Origin of the sequence: Haloferax sp. KTX1, from assembly GCF_902410085.1 — an archaeon.
In the GTDB taxonomy this organism is placed as follows: domain Archaea; phylum Halobacteriota; class Halobacteria; order Halobacteriales; family Haloferacaceae; genus Haloferax; species Haloferax massiliensis.
The window spans coordinates 496,527-510,779 of record NZ_CABPRH010000001.1; the positions used below are offsets into that span (position 1 = coordinate 496,527).

The 14,253-nt window shown below is 69.4% G+C and carries 17 protein-coding genes; 11 read left to right on the plus strand and 6 right to left on the minus strand.

Translation table 11 applies throughout. The features are described 5' to 3' along the window. Positions 1-54: 54 nt before the first annotated feature. From btuC to FY251_RS02560, 4 genes are all read left to right on the plus strand, one after another. Positions 55-1,149: a vitamin B12 ABC transporter permease BtuC gene (gene btuC / locus FY251_RS02545; RefSeq protein ID WP_148413316.1), complete on the plus strand. Its 1,095-nt coding sequence runs from the start codon at positions 55-57 to the stop codon at positions 1,147-1,149. Continuing rightward, positions 1,146-2,612 (plus strand): heme ABC transporter ATP-binding protein, encoded by a 1,467-nt coding sequence (locus FY251_RS02550; protein WP_148413317.1) that lies wholly within the window; start codon positions 1,146-1,148, stop codon positions 2,610-2,612. Before btuC ends, FY251_RS02550 begins: the two co-directional genes overlap by 4 nt. An 83-nt stretch (positions 2,613-2,695) precedes the next feature. After that, the gene (locus FY251_RS02555) at positions 2,696-3,874 is read left to right on the plus strand and encodes a tubulin/FtsZ family protein (protein ID WP_148413318.1); all 1,179 of its coding nucleotides are present in this window, start codon (positions 2,696-2,698) and stop codon (positions 3,872-3,874) included. Between the two features lie 69 nt (positions 3,875-3,943). Beyond that, entirely contained in the window at positions 3,944-4,642 is a 699-nt protein-coding gene (locus FY251_RS02560) for an RNA ligase partner protein (protein WP_148413319.1), read from the plus strand. Between the two features lie 26 nt (positions 4,643-4,668). Here the strand turns inward: FY251_RS02560 and FY251_RS02565 are convergent, their stop codons facing one another. Further along, positions 4,669-4,869, minus strand: coding sequence for a hypothetical protein (locus FY251_RS02565; RefSeq protein ID WP_148413320.1), 201 nt, complete (start codon positions 4,867-4,869; stop codon positions 4,669-4,671). After that, positions 4,869-5,216: a helix-turn-helix domain-containing protein gene (locus tag FY251_RS02570; RefSeq protein ID WP_148413592.1), complete on the minus strand. Its 348-nt coding sequence runs from the start codon at positions 5,214-5,216 to the stop codon at positions 4,869-4,871. The genes FY251_RS02565 and FY251_RS02570 overlap by 1 nt, the downstream gene beginning before the upstream one ends. Positions 5,217-5,399: 183 nt before the next feature. Between FY251_RS02570 and FY251_RS02575 the strand changes: the two genes are divergently transcribed. Both FY251_RS02575 and FY251_RS23015 read left to right on the plus strand, forming a co-directional pair. After that, positions 5,400-6,041, plus strand: coding sequence for a helix-turn-helix domain-containing protein (locus FY251_RS02575; protein ID WP_089778444.1), 642 nt, complete (start codon positions 5,400-5,402; stop codon positions 6,039-6,041). Positions 6,042-6,135: 94 nt separating this feature from the next. Then, a complete protein-coding gene (locus FY251_RS23015) occupies positions 6,136-6,270 on the plus strand; it encodes a hypothetical protein (RefSeq protein WP_004970899.1) in 135 nt (44 codons plus the stop codon). An 89-nt stretch (positions 6,271-6,359) separates the two neighbouring features. Here FY251_RS23015 and FY251_RS02580 read toward each other — a convergent pair whose 3' ends face one another. Next, positions 6,360-6,872: a halocyanin domain-containing protein gene (locus FY251_RS02580; RefSeq protein WP_148413321.1), complete on the minus strand. Its 513-nt coding sequence runs from the start codon at positions 6,870-6,872 to the stop codon at positions 6,360-6,362. 73 nt (positions 6,873-6,945) lie between these two features. Here FY251_RS02580 and FY251_RS02585 point away from each other — a divergent pair, with 73 nt between their 5' ends. From FY251_RS02585 to FY251_RS02595, 3 genes are all read left to right on the plus strand, one after another. Continuing rightward, positions 6,946-7,305 carry an Htur_1727 family rSAM-partnered candidate RiPP gene (locus tag FY251_RS02585; RefSeq protein WP_187367321.1) on the plus strand — a complete coding sequence of 120 codons (360 nt, stop codon included), beginning with the start codon at positions 6,946-6,948 and terminating at the stop codon, positions 7,303-7,305. Further along, on the plus strand, positions 7,302-8,510 hold the full coding sequence (locus tag FY251_RS02590) for a TIGR04347 family pseudo-SAM/SPASM protein (RefSeq protein WP_148413322.1): 1,209 nt from the start codon (positions 7,302-7,304) through the stop codon (positions 8,508-8,510). Before FY251_RS02585 ends, FY251_RS02590 begins: the two co-directional genes overlap by 4 nt. A 64-nt stretch (positions 8,511-8,574) precedes the next feature. Next, positions 8,575-8,760: a hypothetical protein gene (locus FY251_RS02595; protein ID WP_148413323.1), complete on the plus strand. Its 186-nt coding sequence runs from the start codon at positions 8,575-8,577 to the stop codon at positions 8,758-8,760. A 54-nt stretch (positions 8,761-8,814) separates the two neighbouring features. Here FY251_RS02595 and FY251_RS02600 read toward each other — a convergent pair whose 3' ends face one another. Next, positions 8,815-9,864, minus strand: a complete 1,050-nt coding sequence (locus FY251_RS02600) for an NAD(P)/FAD-dependent oxidoreductase (protein WP_148413324.1) — start codon at positions 9,862-9,864, stop codon at positions 8,815-8,817. Positions 9,865-10,005: 141 nt separating this feature from the next. Here FY251_RS02600 and FY251_RS02605 point away from each other — a divergent pair, with 141 nt between their 5' ends. Further along, positions 10,006-10,290 carry a DUF357 domain-containing protein gene (locus FY251_RS02605; RefSeq protein ID WP_148413325.1) on the plus strand — a complete coding sequence of 95 codons (285 nt, stop codon included), beginning with the start codon at positions 10,006-10,008 and terminating at the stop codon, positions 10,288-10,290. A gap of 87 nt (positions 10,291-10,377) precedes the next feature. After that, on the plus strand, positions 10,378-10,884 hold the full coding sequence (locus FY251_RS02610; protein WP_255516583.1) for a hypothetical protein: 507 nt from the start codon (positions 10,378-10,380) through the stop codon (positions 10,882-10,884). Here the strand turns inward: FY251_RS02610 and cysS are convergent, their stop codons facing one another. Next, positions 10,885-12,369: a cysteine--tRNA ligase gene (gene cysS, locus FY251_RS02615; RefSeq protein ID WP_148413326.1), complete on the minus strand. Its 1,485-nt coding sequence runs from the start codon at positions 12,367-12,369 to the stop codon at positions 10,885-10,887. Positions 12,370-12,483: 114 nt separating this feature from the next. Further along, positions 12,484-14,235 carry a globin-coupled sensor protein gene (locus tag FY251_RS02620; protein ID WP_148413327.1) on the minus strand — a complete coding sequence of 584 codons (1,752 nt, stop codon included), beginning with the start codon at positions 14,233-14,235 and terminating at the stop codon, positions 12,484-12,486. Positions 14,236-14,253 lie beyond the last annotated feature (18 nt).

The window sequence follows — 14,253 nt, forward strand, 5'->3', positions numbered from 1 at the left end:
GGCCTGGGCGGCTGTTCAATAAATATTTACCTACTGAAAGCGCGGTTGTGCCCAATGAGCGTTCGAACGCGGGCGACCACGTGGTCGGTCGGCCTCGCCGGGCTCTTGCTTCTCGTCGTCGTCGTCAGCGCCGGTATCGGGGCCGTGAGCATCCCACCGCGGACCGTCGCCGCCATCCTCGCCGATGCGATTCCCGTCCCCGTCGGCATCTCTCTCGGCGGCGCGACGGCGCTCCCCGTCGTCGGGTCGGTCCCGACGCCGACGCTGGAGTTCGTCTCGCCGTTCGCGTTCGCCGTCCCCAGACCCGCGCGCATCATCGTGCTCTCGGTCCGCCTGCCGCGCATCCTCCTCGCGGCGCTCGTCGGCTTCGCGCTCGCCACCGCGGGAACCGTGATGCAGGGCTTCTTCCGCAACCCGATGGCCGACCCCTCCATCGTCGGCGTCTCCTCCGGGGCCGCCGTCGGCGCGGTGGCGACCATCGTGCTGTCGCTTTCCGTTCCGTTCGGTCTGGAGGGCGCGGCGTTCGTCAGCGCCGTCGTCACCGCGTTCGTCGTCTACCTCATCGCCAGCGAGAACGGCCGGACGCCCGTGGCGACCCTGCTTCTCGCGGGCGTCGCCGTCCAGACGTTCCTCGGCGCGGTCATCTCGTTTCTCCTCCTCCAGAGCGGCGAGAGCCTCCGGCAGGTCGTCTTCTGGCTCATGGGACACCTCGCGGGCGCGACGTGGAGCGAGGTCGGCATGCTCGCCCTCGTCCTGCCGCTTCCCTTCTTGCTCCTCGTGGTTCACGCCCGCGACCTGAACGTCCTGCTCCTCGGCGAGGAGGACGCCCACGCCCTCGGCATCGAAGTCGAGCGGACGAAACAGCTGCTTCTCGCCACCGCGAGCGTCGTCACCGCCGCGGCCGTCTCGGTCTCCGGCGTCATCGGCTTCGTCGGCCTCGTCGTCCCCCACATGCTCCGGCTCCTCGTCGGCCCCGACCACCGGGTGTTGCTCCCGGCGTCGGCGCTGGCGGGCGCGTCGTTCCTCGTCGCCACCGACACCGTCGCCCGCTCCGGCGGCGCGGAGATTCCGGTCGGCGTCGTCACCGCCGCCGTGGGCGCGCCCTTCTTCCTCTACCTGCTCCGCACGCGGGAGGTGCGCTCGCCGTGAGCGACCACACGCTCCCCGCCGACGCGGATTCACCGGACTCGGACCCCTTCGGCGACGCCGACCCGGCGATTCGGCTCGACGACGTGTCGGTCTCTCTCGGCGGCCAGCGAATCCTCGACGCCGTCTCGGTCGACGTGGGCGAGGGAACCTTCGTCGGCCTCATCGGCCCCAACGGCGCGGGGAAGACGACCCTGCTCCGGACGCTCAACGGGGGGCTCGCGCCCGACGAGGGGCGGGTCCGCGTCGTCGGCGAGGACGTCCACGCCCTGTCGTCGAAGGCGGCGAGCAGGCTGGTGGCGACGGTCCCCCAGACCACGAGCGTCACCTTCGACTTCCCCGTCCGCGACGTCGTCGAGATGGGCCGCACGCCCCACCGCGGGCGCTTCGAGGGCTGGCGCGAGCGCGACGAGGCCGCCGTCGAGTCCGCCATGCGACGCACCTCGGTCGAGTCGCTTTCCGACCGCCCGGTGACGGAGGTCAGCGGCGGCGAACGCCAGCGCGTCCTCATCGCCCGCGCGCTGGCACAGGAGACGCCCCTCTTGCTCCTCGACGAACCGACCGCCAGCCTCGACATCAACCACCAGGTCCGCACGCTCGAACTCGTCTCCGACCTCGTCGCCGACGGGACGACCGCGGTCGCGGCCATCCACGACCTCAACCTCGCGGCCCACTACTGCGACGCGCTCGTCCTCCTGTCGGGCGGGCGCGTCCTCTCGGCGGGCGACCCCGCGGCGGTGCTCTCCGAGGAGAACCTCCGCGAGGCGTTCGACGCCGAGGCGGTCGTCTCGCGGCACCCCGTCACCGGCTCGGTGTACGTGACCGCCCTCCCGCCGTCGTCGGACGACGCCAACGGGCGGGTCCACGTCGTCGGCGGGGGCGGCACCGGCGCGCGGGCGCTCCACCTGCTGTCGGCGGCCGGCTACGCGCTGTCCGCCGGCGCGCTCAACGAGGGCGACACCGACGCCGAGGCGGCCCGCCGGGTCGGCGCGGACCTCGTGACCGTGCCGCCGTACTCGCCCGTCGATGACGCGGCGCGGGCCGCGGTCCAGTCGCGGGTCGAAGCCGCCGACGTGACCGTCGTCGCCGACGTGGAGGTCGGAGACGGCAACCTCGCCAACCTCGACGCCGCGGCCGAGGCCGACCGACTCGTCCTCGTGGAGGAACGCCCCTTCCCGGAGCGGAACTACGCCGGCGACGACGGCTTCGCGGTCTACGAGCGCCTGCGAGCGCGCGGCCGGGTCGTCGAACCGAGCGACCTCCTGTCGGTCGTCGGCGAACTCGCCTGCGACTCGTTCCGCGAGGGCGACGATGCGGACGGCTCCGGCGGCGGCGAGGGAGAACGCGGGGGAGCGGGTGACGGAGAGGGCGGTTCGAGCGCCGGCGATTCCGGCGCGAACGACGCCGAACCGACCGATGTCGGCACCGTCACCGACGGCCGAGCATCGGACTTATTTTCCAGTTAATCTGTCGCTGCACGGCCCTACGCACAGCATATTCAAGCCGTGAGCGCGCGTCTAGTCGCACGATTTCTGAGAGGAACACGGTCATGAAACTCGCACTCATCGGTATCGGACAGGCTGGCGGCAAGGTAGTCGACGCCATCGTCGACTACGAGCGACGGACGAACACGGGGTTCGTCGTCGACGCAATCGCCGTCAACACGGCTCGCTCGGACCTCCGTGGGCTCCGAAACGTCCCCGAGTCGCGGCAGGTGCTCATCGGTCTGACCCGCGTCAAGGGCCACGGCGTCGGCGCGGACAACGAACTCGGCGCGGAGGTGACCGCGGAGGACGTCGGCGAGGTGCTCTCGATGGTCGACGACCTCCCGGTCCACGAGATAGACGCCTTTCTCGTCGTCGCCGGCCTCGGCGGCGGCACCGGGTCGGGCGGCGCGCCCGTCGTCGCGCGCGAACTGAAACACATCTACACCGAACCCGTCTACGGGCTCGGAATCCTCCCCGCGCGGGACGAAGGCGGCATCTACACGCTCAACGCCGCGCGGTCGCTCCAGACGTTCGTCCGCGAGGTGGACAACCTCCTCGTCTTCGACAACGACGCCTGGCGGAAGACCGGCGAGTCGCTCGAAGCGGGCTACGGCAGCATCAACGCCGAACTCGCCCGCCGCCTCGGCGTGCTGTTCAGCGCCGGCGAGGGCGACGGCTCCGGCGCGGTGGCGGAGTCGGTCGTGGACGCCTCCGAGATAATCAACACGCTCGCCACCGGCGGCATCTCGACGATCGGCTACGCCTCCGTCGAACTCGACCGCCCGAAGCGCGGGCTTCTCTCCCGGCTCTCCGGTGGGGCGGCCGACGCCGTCGACGCCGCTGACGGCGGCGACTCGACGAACCGAATCACCAGCCTCGTGCGCCGCGCCACGCTCGGCCGACTCACGCTGCCGTGCGAGATCTCCGGCGCGGAGCGCGGCCTCGTCGTCGTCGCCGGCCCGCCGGACGTGCTCTCGCGCCGCGGCATCGAGCGCGCGCGGACGTGGCTCGAAGACGAGACCGGGACGATGGAGATTCGCGGCGGCGACTACCCCGTCGGTTCGGACTTCGTCGCCGCGGTCGTGCTCCTGTCGGGCGTCTACGACGTGCCGCGGGTGAAAGAGCTGCAGGCGGTCGCCATCGAGACCCAACGCGACATGCTCGCCAAGCGCGAGTCGAGCGCGGCGTCGCTCGACGACCTCATCTCGACCGGCGACGACCGCATCGAACCGCTGTTCTGAGCTTTTTTCGTTCCTCTCTCCTTCGTCCACGGGGAAGGGTCATAGTGACGCGGTACCAACTGACGAACGATGGCCGAGTACCCGCTGAAACAACGCTTCGTGCTCGACACCTCACTGTTTCTCTCCGAGGAGATTCGAGACGACGACGAGACGTTCGAGGAGGGAATCGAACGGCTCCTCGACACCATCGCCGCCGCGCGACTGGACCTGAACATCTCGTGTTACATGCCGCCGTCTATCGCCGCGGAGTTGGAACACATCCTCCGCGACCGCGGCGTCTCGGAGGACGTGCTCGGCAAACTCGACACGTGGGTCGTCAAGAAACACCCCGACCGCTACGAGGTGTACATCCCCGCGGAGGTCGTCTACCGCTTCATCGACGAGATGTCGGACCGGGTCAACCGCGGCCTCCGCGTCTCCGAGAAGGCCGTCCGCAAGGCCGAGGAGTCGAAACAGCGGTCCAACGGCGGGTCGAAGCTCTCGGACGTCGACAAGGTCATCTCCGACCTCCGGGAGGACTACCGCGGCGCGCTCAGACAGGGCGTCCTCGACTCCCGCGAGGACTTCGACCTCCTCATCCTCGCCCGCGAACTGAACGCCGGCGTCGTCACCGAAGACACCGGCATCATCAGTTGGGCCGCCGACTTCGGCCTGCGGAACCTCCGCGGCCGGGCGTTCCCGACCCTCTTAGAGGAGTACCTCATGGCGCTCGACAGCCCGCGCCCGTGGAGCAGGGGCGACGACGGTGTCGACGCCGACCGACTGTGACCCCGCCGTCGCTCTCGCCCCTACACCTACGCCATCGAGTCGAGGTCGACGAAGCTCCCCTCGAACGCCGATAGCCACTGCGTCAGTTGGTCTTCGGGCGTCGCGTCCGCCGGGTAAATCGTACACTCCTCGCGCCCGTCGGGGTGGGTGGTCAACCGCGACGCGAGCCGCGGCCGTTCGGGGTGTTCGCGCCCCGAGTCCGGCGGGTGCACCGGCTCCGACCCCATCAGCGGCCTCCTCCGAGGGCGACTTCGAGCCCCCGGTCGTCGTTCAGCGACACCGTGACCGACTCGACGCTCGACCGATACTGGTGCGTGTGGGTCCCGTTCGCCCGCAGTTGCAGGGTCTCTTCGAGCAGGCCCGCCTCCGAGAGCTGTTCGACCTTCCGGTAGGTCGTCGACAGCGGCACGTCGCACGCCTCGGAGAGGTCCTGTGCGGTCATCGGCTCGGTCGCACCCTGAAGGGTGGTGAGGATTCGCCGGCACGCGTGGTCCGAGAGCGCTTCCAGCACCTGTTCCGCCTCCAGTTCGGCGGGCGTTGGTCCGGTCGGCTTGCGTCTGAGGCCGGTCTGCATGCTCATCCGTAGATTCGCCCGCGTCGCCCGTCGAAGGGCACCCAGAATATGGGGGGCGCTTTATAGCTCCGAGACCGGCCGCGGTCCGCTCAACGGCGGGCGGCGACTGGAAACGGACCACGATATAAAGGCCCGGTGTATCGGGGGTGTTTATATCAGGGGCTGGGGCGACTCCGTACTCTTATGACGAGCGCAGCGGGCATCAGAGCGGAGTTGAAAGTGACGGGGCCGGACGGCTGTCCCGTCGCGACGGTCTCCGAGGGGGACACCTCGGGCTACGCGCTCTCGCGGAGCATGGCTCCCAACGAGCGCGGGTCGGTCGTCGAGGAGTTCGTCTTCGACGACGATGACGGGGTCCCCGAGGAGATGGAACGGCTGTTCGAGTACGGCGACGGCAGCGTCTACCGGTTCGACCGCGAGGGCGGCATCGGCTGTCCCTGCGAGCGCGTCGAGGCGTTCGACTGTCCGGTCGTGGACGTCCAGACGCGCGACGGCGCGCTGTTTCTGACCTTCCACGCGCCCGACGTGGAGACGCTCCGCGACGTGGTCGCGTCCCTCCGGGAGTCGTCGGGGTCGGTGGACGTGCGCCGGCTGCTCCAGTCGTCGACCGACGAGTCGCGGGACCTCGTGTTGGTCGAGCGCGGCCAGCTCACCGACCGCCAGCGCGAGGTGCTGGAGACGGCCCACGAGATGGGCTACTTCGACCACCCGCGGCGCGCGAACAAAGGCGAGGTCGCGGCCGAACTCGGCATCACGACCTCGACGTTCTCCGAGCACCTCGCCATGGCCCAGAAGAAACTCATGGGTGCCATCCTGCAGGAGTGACGAGATGAGACGTGTCGACGGGGTATCAGTCCCCCGCGAATGCAGGGTGCGCCCCCTCGGGTCCCCGCGGCGTACCACTAGCCGGTGAGCAACGATGCGCGAGTTCGACGTGACCTGTCCCGAGTGCGGCGAGCGCTACCGGGTCAACGAGCCGATGATGCGGACGCTCCGGGAGACCGGCTGCGTCCTCTGTACCGCGCCGCTGAACGACGCCCCGAAGTCCGCGTGACGACGCCGCCGGACGACCTGCCCGCGGACTGAGGGGATCACTCGTCCGGAACGACGCGAGGATAGTGCCGACGCCGCGACCGCTCACGCTTACTCGACGACGACGACGCCGACCATGCCGAGCGTCTCGTGGGGGACGCAGACGTATCTGTACTCGCCGGAGTCCTCGAACGTGTACTCGAAGGTGTGACCCTCCGAGACGGTGAGCTCAGACTCGAACAGGCCGTCTTCGCGGTTGACGACGTTGTGGGTGCCGCCGTTGCCGGTCCACTCCCAGACGACCGTCGTGCCCGGCGAGACCCGCACCGCGGCGGGCGCGAACGCGTAGCCGCCGCCGTTGCCGGCCGCGCCGACCGCGACCGTGACGCTGTCCTGTCCCGTCAGGTCGTGGACGCCGTCGTAGTTACCCGTCCGGTCGAACCAGCCGCCGAAGTCCCGCATCTCGTGTTCGGGGGTGTCTTCTTCGTCGGACGAGTCGCCGTCTCCGTCGCCCGCGCCGCCGGAGCCGCCGCCGGACGAACTCGAACAGCCCGCCAGGAGCGCGATACCTGTCGACGCCGCCGTTGCGTGGAGGAACGACCGTCGGGAGAACCGTTGCGTCATTGGCTGGCTGTACTGGGTGGCCGAACAAGTCGAAAGCTTCGATTCCCACGCGCTGAAAACGGGCGAAACGAGCGTGGCCGTCCCGCCCGAAGGCGACGACATGGACGACGACGACCCGAGGCGACGACCGCGAATCGACGGCAGCCGCCAGTGGGAAGTGTTCTACCGCGACGTGCCGACCGAGCCGATGCGCCACGTCGGGAGCGTGAGCGCCCCGTCCGAGGACCTCGCCACCGAGCAGGCGCGGACGCTGTTCGGCGACGGCGACGCGGACCTCTGGCTCGCGCCGGCCGACGAGTTCCTCCGACTCGGCGGCAACGACCTCGCCGCGAAGGGTGAGGGGTCGAACGGCGGGACGGAACACGGCGGAACGGAGCGCGGCGACGGCGCGGGAGACGCCCGCGGTGTCGAAAACGGGGTGTCCGTCGAGTGATCTCTATCAGCAAACTCCTGTGCGGACAGGGGGCCGAGGGCGACGGCCTCCGCTACGACGACCCCGACGCCGACATCGAGCAGATACGCGAGGAGAAACAGCAGCGCCCGGTCGTGGTCTGGAACACGACGCGGCGCTGTAACCTCTACTGCGAACACTGCTACGCCGGGGCCGACCTCGACCCCGCGCAGGGCGAACTGTCGACCGCCGAGGCGAAGGGCCTCATCGACGACCTCGCGGCCTACGACGTGCCGGTCCTGCTGTTTTCGGGCGGCGAACCGCTCGTCCGCGAGGACCTCGTCGAACTCGTCGACTACGCCACCGACGCCGGCATCCGGGCGGTGCTTTCGACCAACGGGACGCTCATCACCGAGGAGAAGGCGCGCGCGCTCCGCGACGCCGGGCTCTCGTATGCGGGCGTCTCCGTCGACGGCTTGGAGGAGCGCAACGACCGCTTCCGCGGGAAAGAGGGCGCGTTCGACGCCGCCGTCCGCGGCATCGAAAACTGCCTCTCGGTGGGCCTCAAGACCGGCCTCCGGTACACCATCACCGAGCACAACGCCGCCGACATGGAGGACGTGGTGGACCTGCTGTACGACGTCGGCGTCGACCGCTTCTGTTTCTACCACCTCGACTACGGCGGCCGCGGCGGCGACATCGCCGACGCCGACCTCGACGACGAGGCCCAGCGCCGCGCCGTCCGCCGGCTGTTCGACATGACCCGCGAGTACCACGCCGAGGGCGAGGAGATAGAGACGCTTCTGGTCGGCAACTACGCCGACTCCGCCTACGTGGTCGAGTACGCCCGCGACGAACTCGACGCCGACCACGCCGACCGGATTCACCGGTATCTCCGCGTCAACGGCGGCGACCCGACCGGCGAGCGCGTCGCTGACGTGGACTACCGCGGCGACGTCCACCTCACGCAGTTCTGGCAGGGCTACAGCCTCGGCAACGTCCGGGACCGCCCGTTCGGCGACATCTGGGACGACGAGTCGAACCCGCTTCTCGCGAAGCTCCGCGAGCGCGAACGGCACCTCACCGGCAAGTGCGCGACCTGCCAGTATCAGGACGTCTGTCGCGGCTCCTCTCGGCTTCGGTCGCTCGCGGCGACGGGCGAACTGTTCGGTCCCGACCCGCAGTGTTACCTGACGCCCGACGAGCGCGGCGCGGGTGCAGACGCGACTTCGGGCGCGGCCGACTGAGGGTTCCCTTTCACCCGCTGGGAACGCACCGTACGCTTATTTTTCGGCGAGTCCAACCGCGGCTATGGAAACCAAACGAGGGGTGCCGAACATCCTCGGAAACGGGCTCGTCGGCGTCGGACTCGTCCTCTTCGCCGTCGCGGTCGCGGACGCGGTCGGCGTCGTGGACGTGCGCTTTTCGCCCGGCGTCTACCTGATTTTCGTGGCGATTAGCTTCGTCCTCGCGTGGCTGTTGCGGTCTTTGACGTAGCGCGTCGGACGTGGACTCGGCCGAAAAAACCGGAGCTTGAGAGGAGACGCCCGCTTACTCGGCCGCGCCCGCCGCCGCCCGCTTTTCCTCGCGTTCGAGCTCTTCGAGGTAGTCGTCGGCGTCGAGGGCGGCCTTCACGCCCATGCCGCCGGCCGTCGCGGCCTGCTGGTAGTGGTAGTCGACCACGTCGCCGGCGGCGAAGATGCCGGGCACGTCGGTCGCGGTCTGGCCGCCGCCGGAACCGCCCTTGGCGATGATGTAGCCGTCGTCGTCGCGCTGGACGCCCGTGCCGTCGAGGTAGTCGGCGTTCGGCGTGTGGCCGATGGCGTAGAACACCGCGCCCACGTCGAAGTCGAACTCCTCGGTCTCGGGGTCGTCGAGCTTGTCGCTCGGGTGGCCCTCGGGGTTGCGGACGAGCGTCACGTGGTCGACGCCCTCCTCGGGCGAGCCGTGAAGCTCCGTCGCCTCGGTGTTGAGCATGAGTTCGATTTCGCCCTCGTCGACTTTCTCCATCAGGCGGTCGACCCAGTAGTCCTCGGCGCGGAACTCCTCGCGGCGGTGGACGAGATACACCGTCGAGGCGAACTTGGTGAGGAAGTTGGCCTCCTCGACGGCGGCGTCGCCCCCGCCGATGACCATGATCTTCTCGTCGCGGAAGAACGCGCCGTCGCAGGTCGCACACGTCGAGAGACCGTAGCCCATCAGGTTCTCCTCGCCGGGGATGCCGAGGGTGCGGGCCGACGCGCCCGACGCCGCGATGATGGCGTCCGCGGTGTACACGTCGCCGTTCTTGAGCGTGACCGTGAAGGGGCGCTCGGAGGCGTCCACGTCCTCGATGATGCCGTGACGAATCTCCGTGCCGAAGCGCTCGGCCTGCTCTTTCATGTTGTTGATGAGCTCCGGCCCGGAGATGCCCTCGGGGAAGCCGGGGTAGTTGTCCACCTCGGTCGTGAGCGTGAGCTGTCCGCCCGGCTCGTCGCCCTCTAACACCAGCGGCTCGTTGTTGGAGCGGGCCGCGTAGATGGCCGACGAGAGCCCGGAGATGCCCGAGCCGGCGATGATGAGTTTCCTGTGTTCCACGAACGAATCGGCGTCCTCTGTCATAGCCGATAGTTCGCTACACCGGCGTCTTAAGGTTTCGCTGTATTGCGAGGAGCGCTACACCACCGGCACGATAACGCATGCCACGGCGCTCGCGGCGCGCGGAGCGAAAGACCGGTATCCGTCGCCGACGCATCACTCCGCATGGCCGCCGACCTACAGGAGAAGACGAATCGCTACGAAGGGATGCTCGCCGACGCGCTCGACGAGGCGGTGCAGGCCGTCCCCGACGAGACGCACCTCGGCGACGCCGCCGCCGACTGTCTGGAGATGGCCGAGTCCTACCTCGACGACGGCCGCCACTTCAAGGAGGCAGACGACTGGGTGAACGCGCTGGCGTCGTTTTCGTACGGCTACGGTTGGCTCGACGCGGGCGTCAGGATGGGGCTGTTCGACGTGCCCGACGACTCGCACCTGTTTACGATGTGACCCGCCTCGAACCCGCCCCGAACCCGCCTCCACCTGTTCGCCGTGTGACTGATTTTTCTTCGACGGGCGCGTACGACACGCGAAGAGATGTCCCTGACCGCCGCCGCCCTCGCCGCCACTGCCGCCATCGCTCCCGCCGCCGCTCGCGTTTCGGACGCACAGCGAGCGCTCGAACAGCGGTTCGCCAACCCGTTTCTGCGTCGTCTGCTCCGCTCGCCGCTCCATCGACTCGCCAGTCGCTGGTTCGCGCTCGTCTCCTACGTCGGCCCCAAGAGCGGCCGACGGTACACGTTCCCCGTCGCCTACGCCGTCGCGGGCGGCGGTATCGTCGCCGTCACGCCAAAGGCGGAGAGCAACTGGTGGAAGAACTTCCGCCGGCCGACGGCGTGTCGCCTGTGGTACCGCGGCCGGCGGCGCGAGGCGACCGGCGAGGTCGTCGCGGGCGAGTTCGCCGCGGACCTACTCGACCGCTACGCCGCGGCGCACGGCCTGTTGGCTCGCGAACTCGGAATTTCGGAGGACGGTGGGAGTCGCGCCGCCGGTGACGAGACGACGCGAGCGGACTTCGCGGTCGTGCTGTTTCGGTTCGACTGACTACTCGAAGCGGAACGTCGCGCCGTCGGGGCCGTCTTCGACGTCGACGCCGAGCGCCGTCAGGTCGTCGCGCAGGTCGTCGGCGCGCTCGTAGTTGCCGGCCTCGCGCTCGGCCTCGCGGACGTCCAAGACGAGTTGGACGAGGTCTTCCGCGACGGACACGTCGCCGCCCTCGCCCGCGTCGCCGAACGAGAGGCCGAACACCTCGCCGCCGAGGTCTTCGAACGCCTCGATTGCCCGCCGGAGCGCGCGGTAGTCGTACGCGTCGGCGTCGGCGACGTGGCGGTTGACCGCGCCGGCGAGGCCGAGCAGTTCGGCCATCGCCTCGCGGACGTTGAAGTCGTCGTTCATCGCCTCGCGGAAGTTCTCGCGCGTTTCGGTCACCGCCTCGCGGAGGGCCGCGGCCTCGACTTTCGTCCGGGCGTCGGGGCTGTCGGCGGCGTCGACGGCGGCCTCGTAGGCGCGTTCGAGGCGCTCCCAGCGCTCTTCGGCCTCGGCGATGGTCTCGGCGGAGTACGTCTGTTCGGAGCCGTAGGCCGTCGAGAGGTAGAACGTCCGAATCACGTCCGCGCCGAACTCGTCGAGGGCGTCGCCGACGGTGAAGAAGTTGCCCAGGCTCGAACTCATCTTGTCGCCCTCGGTCTGGAGCAGGCCGACGTGGAGCCAGTAGCGGGCGAACTGCCGGCCGGTCGCCGCCTCCGACTGGGCGATTTCGTTCTCGTGGTGCGGGAACACGAGGTCGCGGCCGCCGACGTGGATGTCGAGGGTGTCGCCGAGGTGCGTCATCGACATCGCGGAGCACTCGATGTGCCAGCCGGGTCGGCCCTCGCCCCACGGCGACTCCCACGTCTCGCCGCACGGCTCGTGGAGCGGTTCGAGGGCGGGGTCGCGGTGTTCGGCCGCCGTCTTGGGGTCGACCGCGCCGGCCTTCCAGAGCGCGAAGTCGGTCGGGTTGCGCTTCTCGGAGCGCTCGTCTCTCGTCGCCCGCGACTCCAGTTCTTCGAGCTTCTGGTTCGAGAGCTTCCCGTAGTCGTCGAACGTGGAGACGTCGAAGTAGACCGAGCCGTTGGACTCGTAGGCGTGGCCGCGGTCGACGAGCGTCCGAATGAGGTCGATAATCTCGGGGATGTGCTCGGAGACGCGCGGGTAGACCTCGGCGCGCTTCAGGTTCAGCCCGCGCATGTCGCGAATCACGTCGCCGACGAAGTGCTCGGCGACGCTCGCCTCGTCGTCGCCGAGGTCGTCCTCGCCGATGCGGGCGGCGATCTTCTCGTTCACGTCGGTGAAGTTCTCGACGTGGCGCACGTCGTAGCCCTCGTAGTCCAGCCAGCGGTGCATCAGGTCGGCGTGCATCCACAGGCGGGCGTGGCCGAGGTGGGCGTGGTCCGAGACCGTCAGTCCGCAGACGTAGAGCAACACTTCGTCGCCGTGCGACTCGAACTCCTCGCGCTCTCCCGTCAGGGTGTTGGTCACGGACAGGGTCATCACACTCGGCTACTTCCGGGACCACTTTCAACCCGTCGGAACCGCGGTCGGCGACACGTCGCTCTCACGGGGCTACCGCCGTCGGCTCGTCGTCGCGTTACCTCGTCGCCGCCGCTACTTCGTCCACTCCGGGCGGTCGGCCTCGCCGCGGCGAATCTTCGAAAGCGTCTCCTCGGAGAGCAGTCGCTTGACGAACGCCGGAATCCGGTCGGTCGGGTCGCCGTCGGTCGGGCCGTTGTCGGTCGCTGGCGCGGTCGCGGATTCTGTCTCGCTCCCGACCGCGCGGTCGGCGTTCGCCGCCGACGCGAGCGCGTAGTGCCCGCCTCTGGTGGCGACGCCGCCGTCGGTCGTCGTCTCCGCGCGCCGGCGGAACGATTCGAGGTCGGCCTCGCGGTCCAACTCCTCGACGGCCGTGTCGAGGTCGGCGGCCTGGTCGGCCTGCTCGGAGACGCTCTCGGAGATGCGGTCTATCTCGGCGGTCACCTCGTCGACCTGCGTCGCCGCGTCGTCGACGAAGGTGGCGATGTCGGAGGTGAGCGTCGCCTGCTCGTCGGTCGCCCGCGCCACCTCGTCGATGCCGTCGGTCACGTCGGCGACCGAGTCGGTTATCTCGTCGAGGCTCTCGACGGTCGACTCGACCCGCTCGATGCCGTGGTCGATGTTCTCGTCGGCCGACGACAGCGCCTCGGCGGTGTCCTCGATGTGGTCCGTCACGTCCTCTATCATCTGGCCGATGCGCTCGGCCTGCGACTTCGACTCGTTGGCGAGCGACTTCACCTCGTCGGCGACGACGGCGAAGCCGGAACCGGCCTCGCCGGCGCGGGCGGCCTCGATGGAGGCGTTGAGCGCGAGCAGGTTCGTCCGGTCGGCCACCTCGTCGATGACCTCGACGATGTCCTGAATCTCGTCGATGGCGGCCACGAGCGCCTCGACGTTCACGGTTATCTCGTCGCGGTCGTCGCCGACCTGCCGCATCGCGTCGATCGCCTCGCCGGCCTCGGCGCGGCCCTCCTCGGCCCGCGTGGTGGCCTCGTCGCTCCGCGAGGACACGTCGTCGGCGGTGGCCGCGACCTCCTCGACGGTCGCGCTGAGGTTCGACAGCTCGGCGGCGATTTCCTCGGTCATGTCGGCCTGCCGAGCCGCCAGCTCCTCGATTTCGGCGATGCTCTCGCTCGTCCCGGCGGTCTCCTCGTGGAGCTGGGAGGCGACCGATTCGAGGTCCCCGCGGCTCTCTCTGGCCCGTCTGACCTCCTCGCGGACGTCCAGCGAGTACGAGTAGAGGTAGGTCGCGTTGACGACCTGTCGGTCGAGGTTGAGCCCGCGGACGACGGCCATCATGTCCGCGAACGCCTCGTCGACGGCGGCTTCGACGCGGTCGGCGTCCTCGCCCGACAGCGACTCGGTGGCGTCGGCGACGGCGCGCCCGCGGAGTTCGTCCGCGAAGATGCCGGTGACGTTGGCGAACATCCCGCCGAAGTAGTGCAGCGGCATGTCGAGTTTGTCGTGGAGCAGGCCGATTCGCGTGCGCGCCGCGTAGTGGTTCCGGTCGTAGTTCCCGTCGGTGAACGAGCGGTAGTAGCCGGAGACGACCGCCCGGAGCCCGTCGAGGTCGCTCTCCGAGCGGTCGACCACGTCCACCGTCCGCTCGTTGGCGAGAATCGGCTCGACGAACCCGTCGACGAGCGCCTCGTCGCGGGCCTCGACGACGCCCCGGAGGTCGGCGAGGCGCGCGGCGTCCTCGTCGTCGAAGCCGACGAACGACTGCCGCCACCCCAACTCGTCGGCGTCGAGGTCGAGCTCGGCGAGGAGTTCCGTGGATGAAAGCGAGATGTTGCCGTCGTCGTCGCGTGGGCTGGGCGAAACCATTGACGAATTCAGCGACTC